The 17,616-nt window shown below is 46.0% G+C and carries 20 protein-coding genes; 6 read left to right on the forward strand and 14 right to left on the reverse strand.

Annotated elements, in window-relative coordinates; translation table 11 throughout:
• Nucleotides 1-184 precede the first annotated feature (184 nt).
• The 3 genes from pstC (at nucleotide 185) to pstB (ending at nucleotide 2,927) form a co-directional block, all read left to right on the forward strand.
• Nucleotides 185-1,120, forward strand: a complete 936-nt coding sequence (gene pstC, locus BM331_RS06835) for a phosphate ABC transporter permease subunit PstC (protein ID WP_074928297.1) — start codon at nucleotides 185-187, stop codon at nucleotides 1,118-1,120.
• 73 nt (nucleotides 1,121-1,193) lie between these two features.
• Entirely contained in the window at nucleotides 1,194-2,120 is a 927-nt protein-coding gene (gene pstA / locus BM331_RS06840; RefSeq protein ID WP_074928299.1) for a phosphate ABC transporter permease PstA, read from the forward strand.
• A 9-nt stretch (nucleotides 2,121-2,129) separates the two neighbouring features.
• A complete protein-coding gene (pstB, locus tag BM331_RS06845) occupies nucleotides 2,130-2,927 on the forward strand; it encodes a phosphate ABC transporter ATP-binding protein PstB (RefSeq protein WP_074928301.1) in 798 nt (265 codons plus the stop codon).
• Between the two features lie 117 nt (nucleotides 2,928-3,044).
• Here pstB and hemB read toward each other — a convergent pair whose 3' ends face one another.
• From hemB to dapC, 8 genes are all read right to left on the reverse strand, one after another.
• Entirely contained in the window at nucleotides 3,045-4,052 is a 1,008-nt protein-coding gene (gene hemB, locus BM331_RS06850; protein WP_074928303.1) for a porphobilinogen synthase, read from the reverse strand.
• Nucleotides 4,053-4,196: 144 nt separating this feature from the next.
• Nucleotides 4,197-4,868 (reverse strand): ribosome biogenesis GTP-binding protein YihA/YsxC, encoded by a 672-nt coding sequence (gene yihA, locus BM331_RS06855; RefSeq protein ID WP_074928305.1) that lies wholly within the window; start codon nucleotides 4,866-4,868, stop codon nucleotides 4,197-4,199.
• Nucleotides 4,869-4,886: 18 nt separating this feature from the next.
• Entirely contained in the window at nucleotides 4,887-5,657 is a 771-nt protein-coding gene (locus tag BM331_RS06860; RefSeq protein WP_074928307.1) for a type III pantothenate kinase, read from the reverse strand.
• Nucleotides 5,658-5,684: 27 nt separating this feature from the next.
• Nucleotides 5,685-6,674 carry a biotin--[acetyl-CoA-carboxylase] ligase gene (locus tag BM331_RS06865; protein WP_074928309.1) on the reverse strand — a complete coding sequence of 330 codons (990 nt, stop codon included), beginning with the start codon at nucleotides 6,672-6,674 and terminating at the stop codon, nucleotides 5,685-5,687.
• Between the two features lie 189 nt (nucleotides 6,675-6,863).
• On the reverse strand, nucleotides 6,864-7,211 hold the full coding sequence (gene smbP / locus BM331_RS06870) for a small metal-binding protein SmbP (protein WP_074928311.1): 348 nt from the start codon (nucleotides 7,209-7,211) through the stop codon (nucleotides 6,864-6,866).
• Nucleotides 7,212-7,299: 88 nt separating this feature from the next.
• Entirely contained in the window at nucleotides 7,300-7,668 is a 369-nt protein-coding gene (gene smbP / locus BM331_RS06875; protein WP_074928313.1) for a small metal-binding protein SmbP, read from the reverse strand.
• A 185-nt stretch (nucleotides 7,669-7,853) separates the two neighbouring features.
• A complete protein-coding gene (gene dapD, locus BM331_RS06880) occupies nucleotides 7,854-8,675 on the reverse strand; it encodes a 2,3,4,5-tetrahydropyridine-2,6-dicarboxylate N-succinyltransferase (RefSeq protein WP_074928315.1) in 822 nt (273 codons plus the stop codon).
• A gap of 27 nt (nucleotides 8,676-8,702) precedes the next feature.
• Complete coding sequence (gene dapC / locus BM331_RS06885; protein WP_074928317.1) at nucleotides 8,703-9,908, reverse strand: succinyldiaminopimelate transaminase; 1,206 nt, start codon at nucleotides 9,906-9,908, stop codon at nucleotides 8,703-8,705.
• A gap of 92 nt (nucleotides 9,909-10,000) precedes the next feature.
• On the opposite strand from dapC, the gene BM331_RS06890 reads away from it, so the two are divergent.
• A complete protein-coding gene (locus BM331_RS06890) occupies nucleotides 10,001-10,882 on the forward strand; it encodes a DMT family transporter (protein ID WP_074928319.1) in 882 nt (293 codons plus the stop codon).
• A gap of 285 nt (nucleotides 10,883-11,167) precedes the next feature.
• On the opposite strand, the gene argB is transcribed toward BM331_RS06890, so the two are convergent.
• Genes argB through BM331_RS06905 form a run of 3 tightly spaced genes read right to left on the reverse strand, consistent with a single transcriptional unit; the run spans nucleotide 11,168 to nucleotide 12,985 of the window.
• Nucleotides 11,168-12,055: an acetylglutamate kinase gene (argB, locus tag BM331_RS06895; protein WP_074928321.1), complete on the reverse strand. Its 888-nt coding sequence runs from the start codon at nucleotides 12,053-12,055 to the stop codon at nucleotides 11,168-11,170.
• Nucleotides 12,056-12,111: 56 nt separating this feature from the next.
• Complete coding sequence (locus tag BM331_RS06900; protein ID WP_074928323.1) at nucleotides 12,112-12,591, reverse strand: chemotaxis protein CheW; 480 nt, start codon at nucleotides 12,589-12,591, stop codon at nucleotides 12,112-12,114.
• Nucleotides 12,592-12,619: 28 nt separating this feature from the next.
• A complete protein-coding gene (locus tag BM331_RS06905; RefSeq protein WP_074928325.1) occupies nucleotides 12,620-12,985 on the reverse strand; it encodes a response regulator in 366 nt (121 codons plus the stop codon).
• A 259-nt stretch (nucleotides 12,986-13,244) separates the two neighbouring features.
• On the opposite strand from BM331_RS06905, the gene BM331_RS06910 reads away from it, so the two are divergent.
• Together BM331_RS06910 and BM331_RS06915 are read left to right on the forward strand one after the other, a co-directional pair.
• Nucleotides 13,245-13,832, forward strand: coding sequence for a BON domain-containing protein (locus BM331_RS06910; RefSeq protein WP_041353589.1), 588 nt, complete (start codon nucleotides 13,245-13,247; stop codon nucleotides 13,830-13,832).
• 39 nt (nucleotides 13,833-13,871) lie between these two features.
• On the forward strand, nucleotides 13,872-15,239 hold the full coding sequence (locus BM331_RS06915; protein ID WP_371265347.1) for an FAD-binding oxidoreductase: 1,368 nt from the start codon (nucleotides 13,872-13,874) through the stop codon (nucleotides 15,237-15,239).
• 99 nt (nucleotides 15,240-15,338) lie between these two features.
• Here BM331_RS06915 and cyoE read toward each other — a convergent pair whose 3' ends face one another.
• From cyoE to BM331_RS06930, 3 genes are all read right to left on the reverse strand, one after another.
• Complete coding sequence (gene cyoE, locus BM331_RS06920) at nucleotides 15,339-16,235, reverse strand: heme o synthase (protein ID WP_074928329.1); 897 nt, start codon at nucleotides 16,233-16,235, stop codon at nucleotides 15,339-15,341.
• A 90-nt stretch (nucleotides 16,236-16,325) separates the two neighbouring features.
• Nucleotides 16,326-16,907 carry an SCO family protein gene (locus BM331_RS06925; protein WP_074928331.1) on the reverse strand — a complete coding sequence of 194 codons (582 nt, stop codon included), beginning with the start codon at nucleotides 16,905-16,907 and terminating at the stop codon, nucleotides 16,326-16,328.
• Nucleotides 16,882-17,601, reverse strand: coding sequence for an SURF1 family protein (locus BM331_RS06930; RefSeq protein WP_074928333.1), 720 nt, complete (start codon nucleotides 17,599-17,601; stop codon nucleotides 16,882-16,884). The genes BM331_RS06925 and BM331_RS06930 overlap by 26 nt, the downstream gene beginning before the upstream one ends.
• Between the last annotated feature and the right edge of the window lie 15 nt (nucleotides 17,602-17,616).

The raw sequence follows: 17,616 nt of genomic DNA on the forward strand, positions 1-17,616 counted from the left end.
CTTGAGCCTATTACGGGTTTAGCCGTTTGTAACTGAATATGTCATACACCTGCGAAGTAACTCGCAGTACCAGCTGGTAATATCAACCGCTATTTTGTTCTTCATTTTCATATTTTCATCAAATTGTAATAATTGGTTTCTAAAATTAAAATAAATTTCTTCAACATAACCGGCTTGCTATTTCATGGTTAGAGTGCCTGTTCCAGCTATCAGTCATCCACCCAAAAGTCTACGTCGCAACCACAAACGCCATCTGAAAGAGCGAATAATAGAGCTGCTGCTGTTTTTAGCAGCTTCCTTTTCTGTTTTTATTACGTTCGCGATTATTTACCTGCTGATCTCAGAGTCACTGGTATTTTTCGAGCATGTTTCCCTCTGGGATTTTTTGACCGATACGCAATGGACACCGCTGTTTGACGATGCTCATTACGGAATTCTTCCTCTCGTTTCCGGAACAGCCGTCAGTTCGCTGGTCGCGCTTGCTATTGCCCTTCCTTTCGGCACGATCATTGCCATCTATCTCTCAGAATTTGCCCCCTTTGCGGTGAGGGAGATCGCCAAGCCATTTCTTGAGCTGCTTGGCGGTATTCCAACAGTCGTTTACGGATATTTTGCGTTACTGTTCGTTACTCCCATGCTGCAAACCATCTTTCCGAATCTGCCTGGTTTCAGTCTTTTATCTGCAGGGCTGGTGATGGGAATTATGATTATCCCCTACGTCAGCTCAATGACGGAAGATGCCATGCGTTCTGTACCCATGCATCTGCGAGAGGGTTCCTATGCTATCGGTGCCACACGCTTCCAAACAGCTGCCAAGGTGGTAATGCCCGCTTCACTATCCGGCATTGCTGCCGCCTATATCCTTGGTATTTCCCGCGCAGTCGGGGAAACCATGGTGGTTGCAATCGCAGCAGGTATGCAGCCGAATCTGGTATGGAATCCCATGGAACCCGCTGCGACCATTACCACTTACATCGTGCAGGTCAGTCTGGGTGATCTGCCGCATGGCAGCGTAGGGTATCAAACCATTTTTGCTGCGGGATTAACGCTGCTCTTGTTAACGCTGATTTTCAATATCCTGGGGCATCTGCTGCGTAAGCGATTCCGGGAAGTTTATTGATACGCCATGATTCATTCACAGTCGCTACCAGGTACTGACAGCGCATGCAGAATGATTTAATTCACTGACACCCATGAATAACACAAACAATATTAATGAAATTCGCACCATTATTGCCCGCCACAAACGCTGGGATCTGCTGGCGCTGGTAGCAGGTATCATCGCACTGATGATCGCTGTTCTGACATTTATTGCATTGTTTGGCAACATGGTGATCGACGGAATGCCTCGTCTGACTTGGGAATTTTTCACCTCTTTTCCATCTCGCAAGCCAGAAATTGCTGGGATTCTTTCTGCATGGGTCGGTACGACACTGGTCATGCTGGTAACGGCAGTAGCCGCTGTTCCCCTTGGCGTAGCAGCCGGTGTCTATCTTGAGGAGTACGCACCGAAAAATTTTATTACCGAAATTATTGAAATTAATGTTACCAATCTGGCAGGGGTACCTTCCATCATTTACGGCTTGCTGGCACTGGGATTATTCGTTTATCAGCTTGGACTTGGGCAGAGTATCCTTGCAGCCGGATTAACGCTTGCGCTGCTGATCCTGCCAATTGTCATTGTGGCAACACGTGAAGCGATCCGATCCATCCCTGTGACTATTCGTGAAGGCGCTTATGCGCTGGGCGCAACCAAATGGCAAACGGTTGCAGATCATGTATTGCCCTATTCTGCCGCTGGCATTCTGACTGGTATCATTATCGGACTGGCGCGGGCGATCGGAGAAACAGCGCCGATCATCACTATCGGTGCACTGACATTTATCGCTTTTCTGCCTCCATCCCCTGTTCAGGATCAATTTCCGTTTCTGTCCTTCGAGTGGTTAATGGAGCCGTTTACAGTCATGCCCATCCAAATGTTCAACTGGATCTCAAGACCCCAGGAAGCTTTCCAGCATAATGCTGCTGCAGCCGGCTTGGTGCTGGTCCTCATGACATTATTGATGAACGGGTTGGCTATCTATCTGCGCTACCATCTGCGTAAAAAAATTAAGTGGTAAATCAAAGTTATGCAAATATTTAAACCCGCCAATGCTGCTTCTCCAACTGCTCAAAAGGCAGCAGTTAATAAACTGAACTTCTATTACGGAGGTTATCAGGCACTTAAGAATATTAATATGGTGGTTCATGAAAAGCAGGTAACTGCCTTGATCGGGCCATCAGGCTGTGGCAAATCAACTTTTCTGCGGTGCTTTAACCGCATGCATGATCTTTACCCACATAACCATTACGAAGGTGAGATTCTCCTGTACCCGGACAACGAAAATATTCTCTCACCCGAGGTTGATCCAATCGAAGTCAGAATGCGGATCAGTATGGTATTTCAAAAACCTAATCCCTTCCCTAAATCAATTTTTGAAAATGTAGCCTATGGCCTCAGGATAAGAGGCGTCAAGCGTCGCTCAATTCTGGAAGAAAGAGTAGAAAATGCGCTACGTAATGCCGCCTTATGGGGGGAAGTCAAAGATCGGCTGGGAGATCTCGCATTTAATCTTTCAGGGGGTCAGCAACAACGATTGTGCATCGCACGCGCACTAGCAACCGATCCAGAAATTCTGTTGTTCGATGAACCCACTTCTGCACTGGATCCAATCGCAACTGCCAGTATCGAAGAATTGATTTCAGATATCAGAAATAAAGTAACGATTCTGATTGTGACTCATAACATGCAGCAGGCAGCCAGAGTTTCGGACTACACTGCCTACATGTATATGGGGGAATTAATTGAATTTGGCGCTACTGACAATATCTTTATCAAGCCAAAAAACAAACAGACAGAGGATTACATAACCGGTCGGTTCGGTTAGGGAAATTCCTATTTTTTATGTCCGTGATATTTCTTTGAAGTTTTATCAACTTTCTGGAGCATTCACAAAGGTTGAATCAGCTGATACTGATGCTACCGCAACTTCGATAATCTGGCTTCAAGCATTCTCCTGTAACCAGCTGGCAACTACCGGCGCAAAATAAGTCAAGATCGCATCGGCACCAGCACGTTTGCACGCCAGCAGTGCTTCGGTAACACAGGCTTTTTCATCCAGCCACCCGTTCATTGCCGCTGCTTTCAGCATGGAATATTCACCACTTACCTGATAAACAAAAGTGGGTACACCCAGCTTATCCTTCACTCTGCGTACGATATCGAGATAAGGCATACCGGGTTTGACCATGATCATATCTGCGCCTTCCTGGATATCCAACCCTGCTTCCCATAATGCTTCATCTGAATTGGCCGGATCCATCTGGTAGGTATATTTATTGCCTACCCCCAGCATAGCAGCCGAACCAACCGCATCCCGGAACGGGCCATAAAAACTGGAGGCATATTTGGCTGAGTAAGCCAGTATTCGCGTATGAATGAGGCGATCACGATCCAGTATCGATCGGATCGCTGCGATCCGACCATCCATCATGTCAGAAGGTGCCACGACATCCGCCCCGGCTTGGGCGTGCATTAACGCCTGCCGCTCCAGCACACTGACAGTTTCATCATTCAACACATAACCATTTGCATCAATCAGACCATCCTGACCATGACTAGTATACGGATCAAGTGCCACATCGGTAATTACACCCAATTCTGGAAAGTGTTTTTTCAACTCCCTTACGGCGCGAGGCACCAGGCCATCAGGATTATAGGCTTCATCAGCGGTCAGGCTTTTCAGGGAAGCATCGATAACCGGAAAAATTGCCAGCGCAGGGATTCCCAAATGCAGACATTTCTCTGCCTGAAACAAAAGCAGATCAACACTCTGCCGGACAATGCCGGGCATTGATGCTACTTGCTCTTCGCGCTTATGGCCATCCAGTACAAATACTGGGTAGATCAGATCATCCGCCCGCAAGTGATTTTCCCGAACCAGGCGACGAGAAAAATTATCTCGGCGATTACGACGCATTCTTTTTTGTGGAAACTGGCTGAAAAATGTCATGTTTATATCTGAAAATAAAAAAATTGATGCATCACGGAACTAACTCCAATTAGTTCTCTCTTATTAAATAGGTGGTTGTTGATAACTGCCTCTCGCCTTCCCTCCCTGAGGCGAGGCCTTACAAGCAAGGCGATTCTCCCCGGCTTAATCCCCTTTAGCCGGGGTTTTTTTTTGATCACTGATTTTACCGTTATTCAACCGCTGTATTCCAGCCCCTCCCTCATCAAACCAGTCTTGCAACAACCTGGAAGCCTCTTCTGCTCCCTCAGAGGTTGAACTGGAAAAAATTTGAACTGTACAGCCAGAGTAACTAACAGATAAGAACTGCCTGACCTCATCCAATACCGCGAGCGCCTTACTCCGGCTTAGCTTGTCAGCTTTGGTCAGCAGAACATGCACCAATTTCCCCGTTTGCGCAAACCATTCCAGCATCTGTAAATCCAGCTTGGTCAGCGGATGGCGTATATCCATGATCAGTATCATACCGTACAACGCCTGACGAGTTTGCAGGTAGGTGCTCAGCAAATGTACCCAGTGCTGACGAATGGCTAGAGGTACTTGTGCATAACCGTATCCTGGAAGATCAACCATGAAACGCTCCTCTCCGAGCCGGAAAAAATTAATATGTTGCGTCCGGCCAGGTGTTTTGCTGGTAAAAGCAAACCGCCCTCTCCCCACCAACGTATTGATCGCGCTTGATTTTCCTGCATTTGAACGACCGACAAAAGCAATCTCAACACCAGTCGCTTGCGGTAAGTCCTTGAGATGGTTGACTGTCGTGTAGAATTCAGCGTACCTAAAAAGCGGGTGTACCATAATGCGTTGTCCTGATGTTTATTTTTTGTTGTAACCGGGATTGCCCGATTTCGCAATAATAGCCAGCCCCTCCAGCACCAGGCTATCGACAATCTGGTGAGGAATGTGAATATGCTGATCCAGCAGCGCAGCACCGCCTCCCGTCATGATAACTTCCATCAAGGTTTGGTTTTCCGAATAGCTGGAAAGCAGATGATACATTCGCTCCAGCGCACCGCTTAATGCCTGAATCATGCCGCTGTACAACGCATTTTCAGTATTAATCGGAAAATTCTGGAAGCAGCCGGAAACAGATACTGCTAATGTCCCAGCACGGCCTGTCAGTGCCTGTTTCATCGCATCCGGCCCAGGTACGATAATACCCCCCAGAAATTCACCCGTGGAGGACAGCGCATCGACTGTCATGGCAGTACCCACATCCACAACCAGGCACGCCCGTTGCACCCTGTACCAAGCGGCAATCAATGCTGCCCAGCGATCACAGCCCAGCTGCTCCGGTTTGGCATAACGGCTGGTTACACCACATTGACTGGCACTTGCCGTGATCCACTGCGGCTGTACATACCATGGTTTTAACAACGCTGTTAGATCGTCTGCAGCCTGTAATCCGGCCACATTGGAAATCAGCACTGATGCAGGTGCTGGTAGTACCGCCCAAGCTCGTTTCAGTACCATGCGTTCACTTTGCAGTGCACTGCCACGCACCAGCCACTGATCACCCGTGTGCAACCCCCATTTGATAGCAGTATTACCGGAATCAATCGCCAGCAGAAAAGAGGATACGTTCATTCAATTAGGGAATCTCTGATACCCGTATCAGATCAGCCCGCGCAGAGAAACTTCTCCGCTTCTCAACTGCACAACACCTGCCGGGGTATTGATCTGCAAGGCGCCATCGGGCGCAACACCGATTGCGATGCCATTTTTGATGGCACCATCTGGCAAACTAATCCGCACAGCCTTATCCTGATAAGCATGATAACGCTCCCATTCCTCCGCAAAAGGCTCGAAACCATGCTGCTCAAATGTATCAAGTATCTTGACCAGCTCTTTCAACAAAATAGCCAACAGCCGATTTCTGTCCGGCATTTGCCCTGCAACACTGGCGACATCAGTTACCTTTTGATCAATCTGAGCTTTTGTAACGTTAGAGAGTCTAAGATTCAGCCCGATACCAATAATCACGGTACCCGGACTCAACATATCTCCATGCAGCTCGATCAGCACTCCTGCCAGCTTGTTGTAATCGGATAGCACATCATTCGGCCATTTCAGTGCAATGTCACGAATTCCGAATAATGTCAGTGCACGAACAATCGCCACACCCACCGCCAGGCTCAACCCGGAAAGAACATTGACTGCACATTGTGATGGCCATAAAACGGAGAAAGTCAGGCTGTCTCCCAACCCTGATATCCATGTACGTCCGCGCCGCCCGCGTCCTTGCGTCTGTAACTCCGTAGCCAGAACCTGCTTTAATCTGCCAGCAGAAGCGCCCTGATCAATCACGCGCTGCAATAGTAGTGAATTAGTAGATTCAACAACTTCCACGATTTCTATTTGTATGGAATCCGCATATTCGGCAAGATAGTGGCGTATTTGTTCACTGTCCAGCCATTGCGCTGGATTCAACCAGCGATACCCTCGACCACGAATCCTGTGTATTACTAACCCGTAGCAATCCAGATCACTCAGCGCATTGGATATGCTGGTGCGGGAAACATTCAGTGCTTGGCCCAGTGCTGTACCGGAATGATAGTTTCCATCACTCAGCATTCTCAGGATGGTAAATGCAAACGGATTCATATTAAATTTCCGGCCAACAACATCTCGTAGACACTACTGATTCATTCACTTCGAGCAATCTTGCTGTTGTAGCTTTCCTGATCAGATATACCATAACAAAAAAAGCGGATTACTCCGCTTTTTTTGCTGCTCGACATGCCTCCGGCAAAACTTATCAGCGGCACACCCCTCCTTGTAAATAAATCCGACTTAACGCTCAGAAGCACGCAAGTGTTCGATAGCCTTCTGCACGCGTTTGGTAGCAACATCAACATGGCCTTCCTCAGCATGTTTGATGGCATCTTCCAGATATTTAATTCCATGAACAACATGCGCATTGGCCTCACCACTCTCACCAGCAGCCTTGGCGTGGGCCAAACTTTCTTTTGCATGTTCCAGCAGTACGCTGGTATGTCCTTCTTTCCCATGTATCACGGCTTCATCAGCATGCTTCAGCGCCTCATCCACATGAACGGTATGTGAATCTGCATATACCTGCATGCTCAAGAACAATGCAGCAGCAAAGACTGTGATCATACTTATCAGAGTTCTTTTCATAATAGCCTCTCCTCTTATGTAAGCTGACGTGCTTTCTATAAAATACATCAGAGGCAGCACGTCAGCTTTTCAATTTTCCGATATGATTTTAATGTCCGGAATGTTCATGTTCAGAAGGCTCGGAAGCACGCATGTGATCGACAGCTTCCTGAGCATGTTTGGTGGCAACATCAACATGTCCCTCTTCAGCATGCTTGATAGCGTCTTCCATATGTTTAATACCGTGATCGGTATGCGTATTACCTTCACCAGCCGCTCTGGCAGCTTTGGCATGTATCAGACTTTCCTTTGCATGCTCAAGTAATTCTTTAACATGACCTTCTTTACCATGTACTACAGCTTCTTCGGCATGTTCCAATGCTTCATCCAAATGGGTTGGCGCAGCTGCATATACTTGCATACTCATAAACAATGCTGTTGCAAAAGCTGCGATCAAATTTATCAGAGTCCTTTTCATAATAGCTTCTCCTCTTGTATTGGTTGGTCAAGATGTATGAATTTTCTATAACAATACGACAATAAGTAGGGAGTAAAGCCAACTAATGTTACAGACCGAACCCCGCCACACTTTGTGCAGAATTCACACGATTATTTTTATACCACAGATCACTACTAACAGATAGCATTCACCGATCCTAATAATCAGATACCGCGCAATAATTCATTAATCCCGGTTTTAGAACGGGTCTTTGCATCGACCTGCTTCACAATCACCGCACAATACAGACTGTAGCGGCCATTATCAGCTGGCAGGCTCCCGGAAACCACTACTGATCCTGAAGGAATCCGGCCATAGGTAACCTCCCCGGTTTCACGATTGTAAATCCTGGTGCTTTGGCCAATGTATACACCCATTGAGATGACTGAATTTTCGCCAACAATGACGCCTTCAACAATTTCAGAACGTGCGCCAATAAAGCAGTTATCCTCAATAATAGTAGGGCTGGCCTGCACCGGTTCCAGTACACCACCAATACCGACGCCACCGGACAGATGAACGTTTTTACCCACTTGCGCACAAGAGCCTACAGTTGCCCAAGTATCCACCATAGTACCTTCGTCAACATACGCACCAATATTCACATAAGACGGCATCAGTACCACGTTATTCGCGATAAAAGCTCCTTTACGAACAGCAGCTGGTGGGACCACACGAAATCCGCCATCACGAAAATCACGTGAGCTGTAATCAGCAAATTTGGATGGAATCTTGTCAAAATAATTAGAGAACCCGCCCTTGATAAAGTAATTATCTTCCATACGAAAAGACAACAAAACAGCCTTTTTAACCCACTGATGGGTTACCCATTCGCCGTTAATTTTCTCGGCAACTCGCAACTTGCCCGTATCCAGCATATTGATAACCTGGGCAACCGACTCCTTGAGATTGGCCTCAACATTACGAGGGGTAATTTCAGAACGCCTTTCAAAAGCATCCTCAATGACAGCTTGTAATTGCTCCATGTGACTCCTAACTAAAAAATAATCAGATCAAAACTTTCTAGCAATATCCCTGATTCGCTCCATTGCCTCCATGCACTCTACCACCGGCGCAACCAGCGCAATCCGCACAAAATGCTCACCAGGGTTAATGCCGTGCGCCTCTCGCGCCAGATAGCTACCGGGCAACACGGTAACACTTCCTTCCCGATACAAACGCCTGGAAAATTCGATACCACTGACAGGCGCTTTTAACCATAAATAAAACCCGGCATCCGGCATGCTAACAGGCAGGGTATCTCCCAGTATACGCATGGCACCGGCAAATTTTTCACGATACAGTCGCCGGTTTTCAATCACATGCTGCTCATCGCCCCATGTAACGGTGCTGGCTGCCTGCACCGCCGGATTCATAGCACTGCCGTGATAAGTCCGGTAAAGCAAAAATTTTTTGAGAATAGCAGCATCCCCTGCTACAAAACCGGAACGCATGCCCGGTACATTAGAGCGCTTGGAAAGGCTGCTGAACACAACTAGACGGGGAAAGCCGCTGCGGCCTAACTTTTCCGCCGCCTCCAACGCCCCCAGAGGAGGGTGATCCTCATCGAAATAGATTTCTGAATAGCATTCATCCGCTGCAATTACAAATCCATAACGATCAGACAAATCAAACAGATGTTGCCATTCATCCAGCGTCAGTACCTTACCAGTCGGATTGTTGGGTGAACAGATATAAGTCAGCTGAGTACGTTCCCACACCGAATCAGGCAACTGAGCGGTATCTACTGAAAAACCATTTTCTGGAAGCTGATTCAGAAAATAGGGTTTGGCACCAGCCAGCAATGCAGCACCTTCATAGATTTGATAAAAAGGATTTTGGCAAACTTCTACAGGTTGCGTAACCTCACGCGCATCGACATCAATAACTGCTTGGGCAAATGAAAACAATGCTTCCCGACTGCCGTTGACCGGGATAATCTCGGTATCCGGATTGATGGCAACCAAGCGATAGCGCTGTGTCAGCCAGTTCGCAATGCTGATCCGCAACTGGCTGGTTCCAAGTACTGTGGGATAATGTGCCAGCCCTTCAAGATTATTCACCAGCTCTTGCCTGATAAACTCAGGCGTATTGTGTCTTGGCTCTCCAATATGCAAACCAATGGGAGTCAGAGAGGCATCATTCAGCGTGAGATCCTCAAACAGTCTGGTAAGTTTTTGAAACGGGTATAACTGAAGGTTTTCCAGTGAAGGGTTCATACTTTTCAGGATTGTCCACAAATGTTGGGCTTGTGGAACAGGTTAGGGGCAGCAAAAATGTTAAGTAGCAATTATAAAGGGCACTGGCAACGTTGACCAAACAAAAAAAATTATTGCCGATAGCCAGTATATTGCTGGGCGCTTCCGCTTGGGGAGTAGCCTGGTATCCTTACCGTCTACTGGAACAGGCCGGTATGCAGGGCGAATTATCCACTGCGCTGGCTTACTCCATTGCATTGTTGATCAGCCTGGCTTTGTTCAGGAAACAGATCCGGATCTCTGAAGTACTTAATACGACAGCCTGGATTCTGCTCTGGATCAATCTGGGTGCAGGCTGGACCAGTATCGCCTATGTGCTCGGGATTATTCACGGCGAAGTCATGCGGGTCCTGCTCCTGTTCTATCTGGCACCGCTATGGACCATTTTGTTTTCCCGCATCCTGCTGCAAGAGCGTCTAAGCAGACAAGGTTACCTAATCATTTTGTTATCTCTAACGGGAGCCTTACTTCTGCTCTGGCAACCGAAAGGCGGATTACCTTTGCCAACTTCCTACGGTGACTGGATGGGGCTATCGGGTGGATTCGCTTTTGCGCTGACCAATGTTCTGATCCGCAAAGATCAGCAGCACGGCATCCACATAAAGCTGCTGGCGGTACTCTCTGGCGCCGCCTTGACCGGATTTGCCGCCACCCTGTTCATGGGAAATACTTCTGATATCACCCATCTGCCTGCCAGCGTATGGCTGATATTGCTCGGTACGGGCGGGTTGGTTTTTTTCCTCAGTATATTGCTGCAGTACGGAATGACTCATGTACCGGCCAATCAGGCTATTGTAATCATGCTGTTTGAGCTGGTGGTCGCAGCTGTAGCTGCCTATTTTCTGACCGACGAACACCTGACAAACAGAGATTGGGCGGGGGGATTCATGATTGCATCTGCCAGCCTGTTTTCTGCCCGGATCAATCGAAACTAGAATCTATGGCCGGGAAAGATTACACGCCATACAAGCCTGCAAACAGCTTGTGAAGCAAGCGTGACGATAAGATTGCAAATGGTGAATGTACGATCGATTGCCTGAAACAACTCAGCGTCCGGCTATCCCGGCAGTGTTGCGCAATCTACAGGAAGCACACAACAATGACATCTGATCGCATTTCAGCGGTGTGTCCAACAACTCTGTAGAATCTCCAGGACAAGCAACTTTCCCCTCCAGTAAATCAGGACAGACAGAGCAGATTACTTCTGCTCCGGTTGTTCTTTATCCTTCGCTTTTGATCAGGGTTCCTACTCCCTCATCAGTCAGTATTTCAAGCAAAAGAGCATGTTGTACACGTCCATCGATGATATGGCAGGATTTGACACCATTCTTTACAGCATCCAGCGCTGATTTGATTTTGGGCAGCATTCCGCCGGAGATGGTGCCGTCGGCAAATAGCTCATCTACTCGGCTGGCAGTCAGGCCTGTGAGCAGATTGCCATTTTTATCCAGTACACCAGGTGTATTGGTCATTAATATCAGCTTTTCAGCTTTGAGTGTTTCCGCCAGGCGGCCTGCAACAAGATCAGCATTGATATTGTAGGATTCACCTTCTTCACCGACACCGATAGGGGCTATTACAGGAATGAAGTCGCGGGCGTCCAGTAGCTTGATCAGCGAGGGATCGATGTACTCTATTTCGCCAACCTGGCCAATATTGATCCACTTATCGGCATCTTCTTTGTCCTTAATCAGCATTCTCTTCGCGCGAATAAACATTCCGTCTTTGCCGGTCAATCCTACTGCCTGCCCGCCATGACGGTTGATAAGATTGACAATTTCTTTGTTGATAAGCCCGCCAAGTATCATCTCGACGATATCCATAGTTTCGGCATCTGTAACTCGCATTCCTTGTATGAAGACGCCTTCCTTGCCGATGCGCTTCAGCATGTTGTCTATTTGCGGGCCGCCGCCGTGGACGATGACCGGGTTCATACCGACCAGTTTCAGCAACACCACATCTTTAGCAAAGCTCTGTTTAAGTATTTCCTCGGTCATGGCATTGCCACCGTATTTGATTACGATGGTTTTATTATGGAAACGTCGTATGTATGGTAGCGCCTCAGCGAGGATTTCGACTTTTTCGTTAACGGCAAGGGAAGATTGCATGTTGGAAAGAGATTCTATTGTTTATGGTGAAATCGTGTGCGAGTGCCCAGGACAATTTAACTGCTTGCTTGAAGGAAGGATTTGAGCTGTACCAGTGTTGGTAAGTTCAGCATGCGCCAAAGTCTGTTCTGGCGGTCATTGTATACATCGGCGATGACGGATCGCTTGTCCTCATGATCTGGCTGGCGAGTAAATTCCATCAAATCCCGGATACCAAGAACACTTTCAGCTAATATGGCATAGCCTGTTCCCGGACGGGAAGCCGTCAGGAAAATTCTGGTTTTCACATTAATGCGGGTTGGCTTCTTATCCAGGTAATAAGCCAGATCACATAAACCGTAAATATTGCCGCGTACATTGATAATGCCCAGAAACCATAGATGTGTCAGAAAAACCGGTGTTATTTTTGGGACCAGTAATATTTCACTGATGTCATTCATTGGAATCAGCCAGCGATCTTCACCAATCGTGACCCCCAATACGGGGATGGTAAGTGGAATTTCCTGAGTTTTATTATTGATTTGTTCAACCAGCATGGTATTCAGCGTGATCTGTTTTTAAACATTAACCCAATCTGGCAATTTTTTGCAGTAATTCTGCAACCACAACCGGCTTGGTAATGTAATCTTGCGCACCTTGCCGCAGCCCCCAGATTTTATCGGTTTGCTGATCTTTGGTTGTACACAGGATGACAGGAATATGGCGAGTTGCACTATCTCGCGCAAGCATGCGTGTTGCTTGATAGCCGTTGATTCCAGGCATTACTACATCCATCAAAACCAGATCAGGCCAAGTCTCTCTGGCCTTGGTAACACCCTCCTCACCACTTTCAGCCACACCTACCTGATACCCATTTTGGGTTAGTATGCTGGAAATAATATGGCGATCTGTCGGTGAGTCATCGACTACCAATATCGTCCTGACTGTCATGCGAGATTCTCAGTAAAATTTGTATTTATTCACACGGTATCCAAATAAACCCGGGCAGAAATAACAACTTTGTATTTTAAGGCTTTGTCTGCAGACAATAAAGCGCAGCGGTTAATCATCAGTATAGGTTAAAGCGGTGTTAGACTATGTGCTTTGTATTTTCGTACGATTTTGCTGCCAGTTCAATGACTTGTGCCCGAGCGTTTTCAGACTTTTATTTTGGGTAGATAGATTAAGTTTATTTTACGTTTAAATCATTATGCAAAACACTTTCATCAGATTGATATTGTGGATACAGGCTTTATTGTTCCTTCTACCAGGTTGTGCGCCAATGATCTTAACAGGCGTGGGGGTTGGTGCGGGAGCCGGAGCGTTAATGGTAGAAGATCGCCGTAGTAGTGGAATGTACATAGATGACGAGGGAATTGAACTTAAAACCAGTCGCAGAATTGGCGAACGATTGGGCGACAGAGTGCATGTCAATGTCACCAGTTTTAACCGTAACGTTTTGCTGACTGGTGAGGCCCCCGATGAATTCACCAAAAAAGAGATTGAGAAATTGGCAATGAGCATTGAAAACGTACAAAATATTTCCAATGAAATTACTATTGCTCCCAAGAGCTCGTTATCTTCTCGCAGTAATGATGCTTTAATTACTTCCAAGGTAAAGGCCCGTTTCATTAATAACAAGGTGTTCCAGATGAACCACATAAAAGTTGTTACAGAAAACGGTGTGGTGTATTTACTGGGGCTGGTTACCAGAAAAGAGGGGGACACCGCTACACGTATTGCCAGTACGACGGAAAGTGTATTAAAGGTGGTTAAGGTATTTGAATATCTTGATTAGTAAGTACCTTTTCAGAACATCTTCAGGCATCAATAAATGCTGCTGCCCGCTGAGTTTATTCAGTTACTACAGAATCTGATTCCATCCGACCGTCTCTATCTTGATCCGGTTGATTGTTACGCTTACGCCTACGATAACAGCAGGAAGTATTTTCCGCCTGAGTGTGTCATTTTCCCTTTGACGACTGACGAAGTCGTGAAGACAATCCGGTTATGTAATCGATTCAAGATTCCCTTAACACCGCGTGGACGAGGTACCGGTACTGCTGGCGGCAGTCTCGCCGAGCAGGGAGGTGCTTCACTTTCGTTGGAACGCATGACGCGGATCGTATCGATCGACACGGCCAATCGAGTACTCGTTGCAGAACCGGGTGTTTTAAATGAATCTGTCCAGACGGCTGTCAAGCCTTCTGGTTTTTTTTGGCCACCAGATCCTTCCAGTGCTGCTTTTTCAAGTATCGGTGGCAATCTTGCCACCTGTGCAGGGGGGCCACATGCTGTTAAATATGGCACAACCCGCGATCATGTATTAGGGCTGACTGCAGTAACAGGGCAGGGCAATGTTATTAAAACGGGGAGCTATACCACCAAGGGGGTTGTCGGATACGATCTCACCCGGCTGTTAATTGGATCAGAAGGCACACTTGCCGTTATAACCGAAGCAACGCTTAAGTTAACCCCGTTACCTGCAGCAAGAAGCGGACTGGTTGCTCATTATCAGAATGCTGTGAGTTGCGCATCAGCGATAGCAACTATTATGAAAGAGCCGCAAGGACCCAGCGCGCTTGAATTTCTGGATTCCGGCGCACTTGATCTTATTCGTTCCAGGAATCCCGGGATATTGCCGGACAATTCTCGTGCCATGCTAATGATAGAGGTCGATGGTACAGAACACGCAATTTTGGAAATAACAACCAAGCTCCTAGCTGCTTGCCAAAATTCCGGGCTGTTAAAGGCATTACCCGTTCAAAATACTGCAGATTTGTGGAAGGCCAGAAAAACGTTATCACCCTTACTAAGAGATATCGCGCCGAAGAAAATAAATGAAGATATTGTAGTGCCCGTTGATAAAATTCCCCAATTGTTAACTGGGTTATCTTCATTATGTCAGCAATATCAGATACCCAACGTAAATTTTGGCCATGCTGGCAATGGAAATATTCATGTTAATCTGCTGATTGACCCGGATAATCCTGGAGAGAGTGAACGTGCATATAAATGCTTGAATCAGATATTTGATCTGGTGATCAACCTTAATGGAACACTTTCTGGTGAGCATGGTATCGGCTCTGAAAAACGTCCTTATATCGATAAAGAACTCAATGAGGCTACTCTAACTTTAATGAAACAGATCAAATTAACATTTGATCCTTGTAATATCTTGAACCCAGGAAAATTATTTCCTTGAATATTTTTCAACGAGATAAACAAAAAGCAGCCTGATAAAGATGTAATCTTTATCAGGCTGCTTTTTGTTTGGTTTTAGTGAATCCGCTTATTTCTGGTATCAGAAATAAAAGTAGTGATCCACCAGTAACGCAGTAAACAGCAATGCCAGATAAATTATAGAGTAACGGAAAGCTTCTCTGGCAATTTGGTCAGTGTAGTGCAAATAGATCCTGACAGCGTAATAAAGAAATACTGCATCAAGAATCAGCACACTTGCAAGATAAATCAAACCACTCATCTGGGTGAGATAAGGCAAAATTGTTGCGATACAAAGAATAATTGTATAGAGCAATACATGCAGGCGAGTAAACTCTTCACCGTGTGTTACTGGGAGCATTGGCATCCCAATTTTTGCATAATCTGATTTACGGTAAAGCGCCAATGCCCAGAAATGTGGGGGTGTCCAGGCAAAAATGATAAGGAACAGTAGCAAGGCATCAGCCGAAATTTCTCCTGTAACTGCTGTCCATCCTAATACGGGTGGCATAGCGCCAGATGCGCCTCCAATGACAATGTTCTGTGGTGTGAGTGGTTTGAGTATTACCGTGTATATAATTGCATACCCCACAAATGTGCCGAGAGTTAGCCACATGGTCAAAGGGTTTATCCATTGGTGGAGAATGAAGAGCCCAAGCCCACCAACCATTACCAGAAAGAACAGCGTTTCAGGAACACTTACTTTTCCCTGGGGTAAGGGTCGTCCCTTTGTTCTAGCCATGATTGCATCAAACTTATACTCAACCAGGCAATTAAGCGCAGCAGCTGCACCGGCAACAAGTGATATTCCAATCGTACCCAGGAGCAACTTGTCTAGGGGCACCGCGCCAGGGACCGATAAAAACATACCAATCACAGCAGTGAAAACGATTAGAGAAACTACTCGTGGTTTGGTAAGTCGGTAAAACTGCTGAATACGCGCAGTCGCCTGTTGCCAGACTAATGGATTTGTTGACATCACTCACTCCTTATGAAACTAATTCATAGTTACAGATGTTATAACACCTGTTTGCTTTTTTTCGCTAATATGCCATGTGAGAATCTTCAGCTAATACTCGGGATGTGAGAGTTTTAGCAATCTTTTCAAATCTCCAATCATCTTTTTTGGATCTGGATCCTTGGGATATCTCATCATTAAATTCCCCATCGGATCGATAACATAGATGTGGTCATCCTGTCTGTTCATAAAGGGGAATTCATCCAATAGATTTCTTCCCTGTGCAAGAACCAATCTAGTACCTTCATATTTATCCACTATTTCAGGATCAGGTTTGATATCGTCATTAATTAACCATATTCGCTGAACCTTATCCTTATCAACATTCTGGGCTAAGCGAATTTGTCTCATTATGTAAAGTTTTTCCTGACAATATCCATCACACTTTCCCGAGTCAATAATCAATAAACTCCAGATACCTTTTAATTGACGACTTCGGAAGATCGTGTTGTCTTTGAGATTTGTTGCTGTCCCTTGTAATGGTTTGATTTCCAGTAGCTCACCATAATTTACGGTATGATCCGGACGGAAATCCCACCGATGCAAGACGGATGAGATTACGATTGGCGATAATATCACCAGTATTAATATAATTAGAGTAAGTCGACTACGCGTTACTTTTTCGTTTGACATTTAATACAATGTAGATGATAAAAGTCATTGCGGCGAATGAGAACCACTGAAGAGCGTAACCTGTATTTCTTGAAGAGCCAGAATCCGGATTTCCCCATTGCCTAATTAAACCATCGTCTGTTGCATCATTTTGCTGCAATAGTAACAAGGGTTGCAAGGTAAGACCGGTCATGCCTTGATAAGTATCCAGGTCAAAATTTTGCCAAACGTTACCTTTAATATCATCGTCTGAAAGCGATAGCGCTTTGATTGATGGTGATACTACGATTCCGAGGATATGAACCAATCCTCCTGGAGTGCGAATATTAGGCAAAACTGATCGGTCATTACCTACAGCTACCCAGCCTCGATTGACCAATATATCTATTGAGCTGTTCGCTAACCGTAGGGGCGTAAGTACATGATAGCCCGCAATTCCCTGATGAATTTTGTTATCAAGAAATATACTCCGCTCCGAATCAAAATACCCATCAACTTCAACTCGACGATATAAATAATCGCTCAGCTTTACAAGTGATTCTGGAATTATAACGGGTGGTTGCTGGGCATAGTATTCTATAAGAGAAAAACGATTATCTTTTTCCTCTGCTCTGGATAATTGCCAAAAACCTAGTTTCAAAAAGACAGCGATCGCAAATACAGTAACTATTGTTGACCATAGCGATGGCTTGAATTGTTGTAGAAAACCAGGCATCAGATAGCCTTGTAC

The organism is Nitrosomonas eutropha, from assembly GCF_900116685.1.
In the GTDB taxonomy this organism is placed as follows: Bacteria; Pseudomonadota; Gammaproteobacteria; order Burkholderiales; family Nitrosomonadaceae; genus Nitrosomonas; species Nitrosomonas eutropha_A.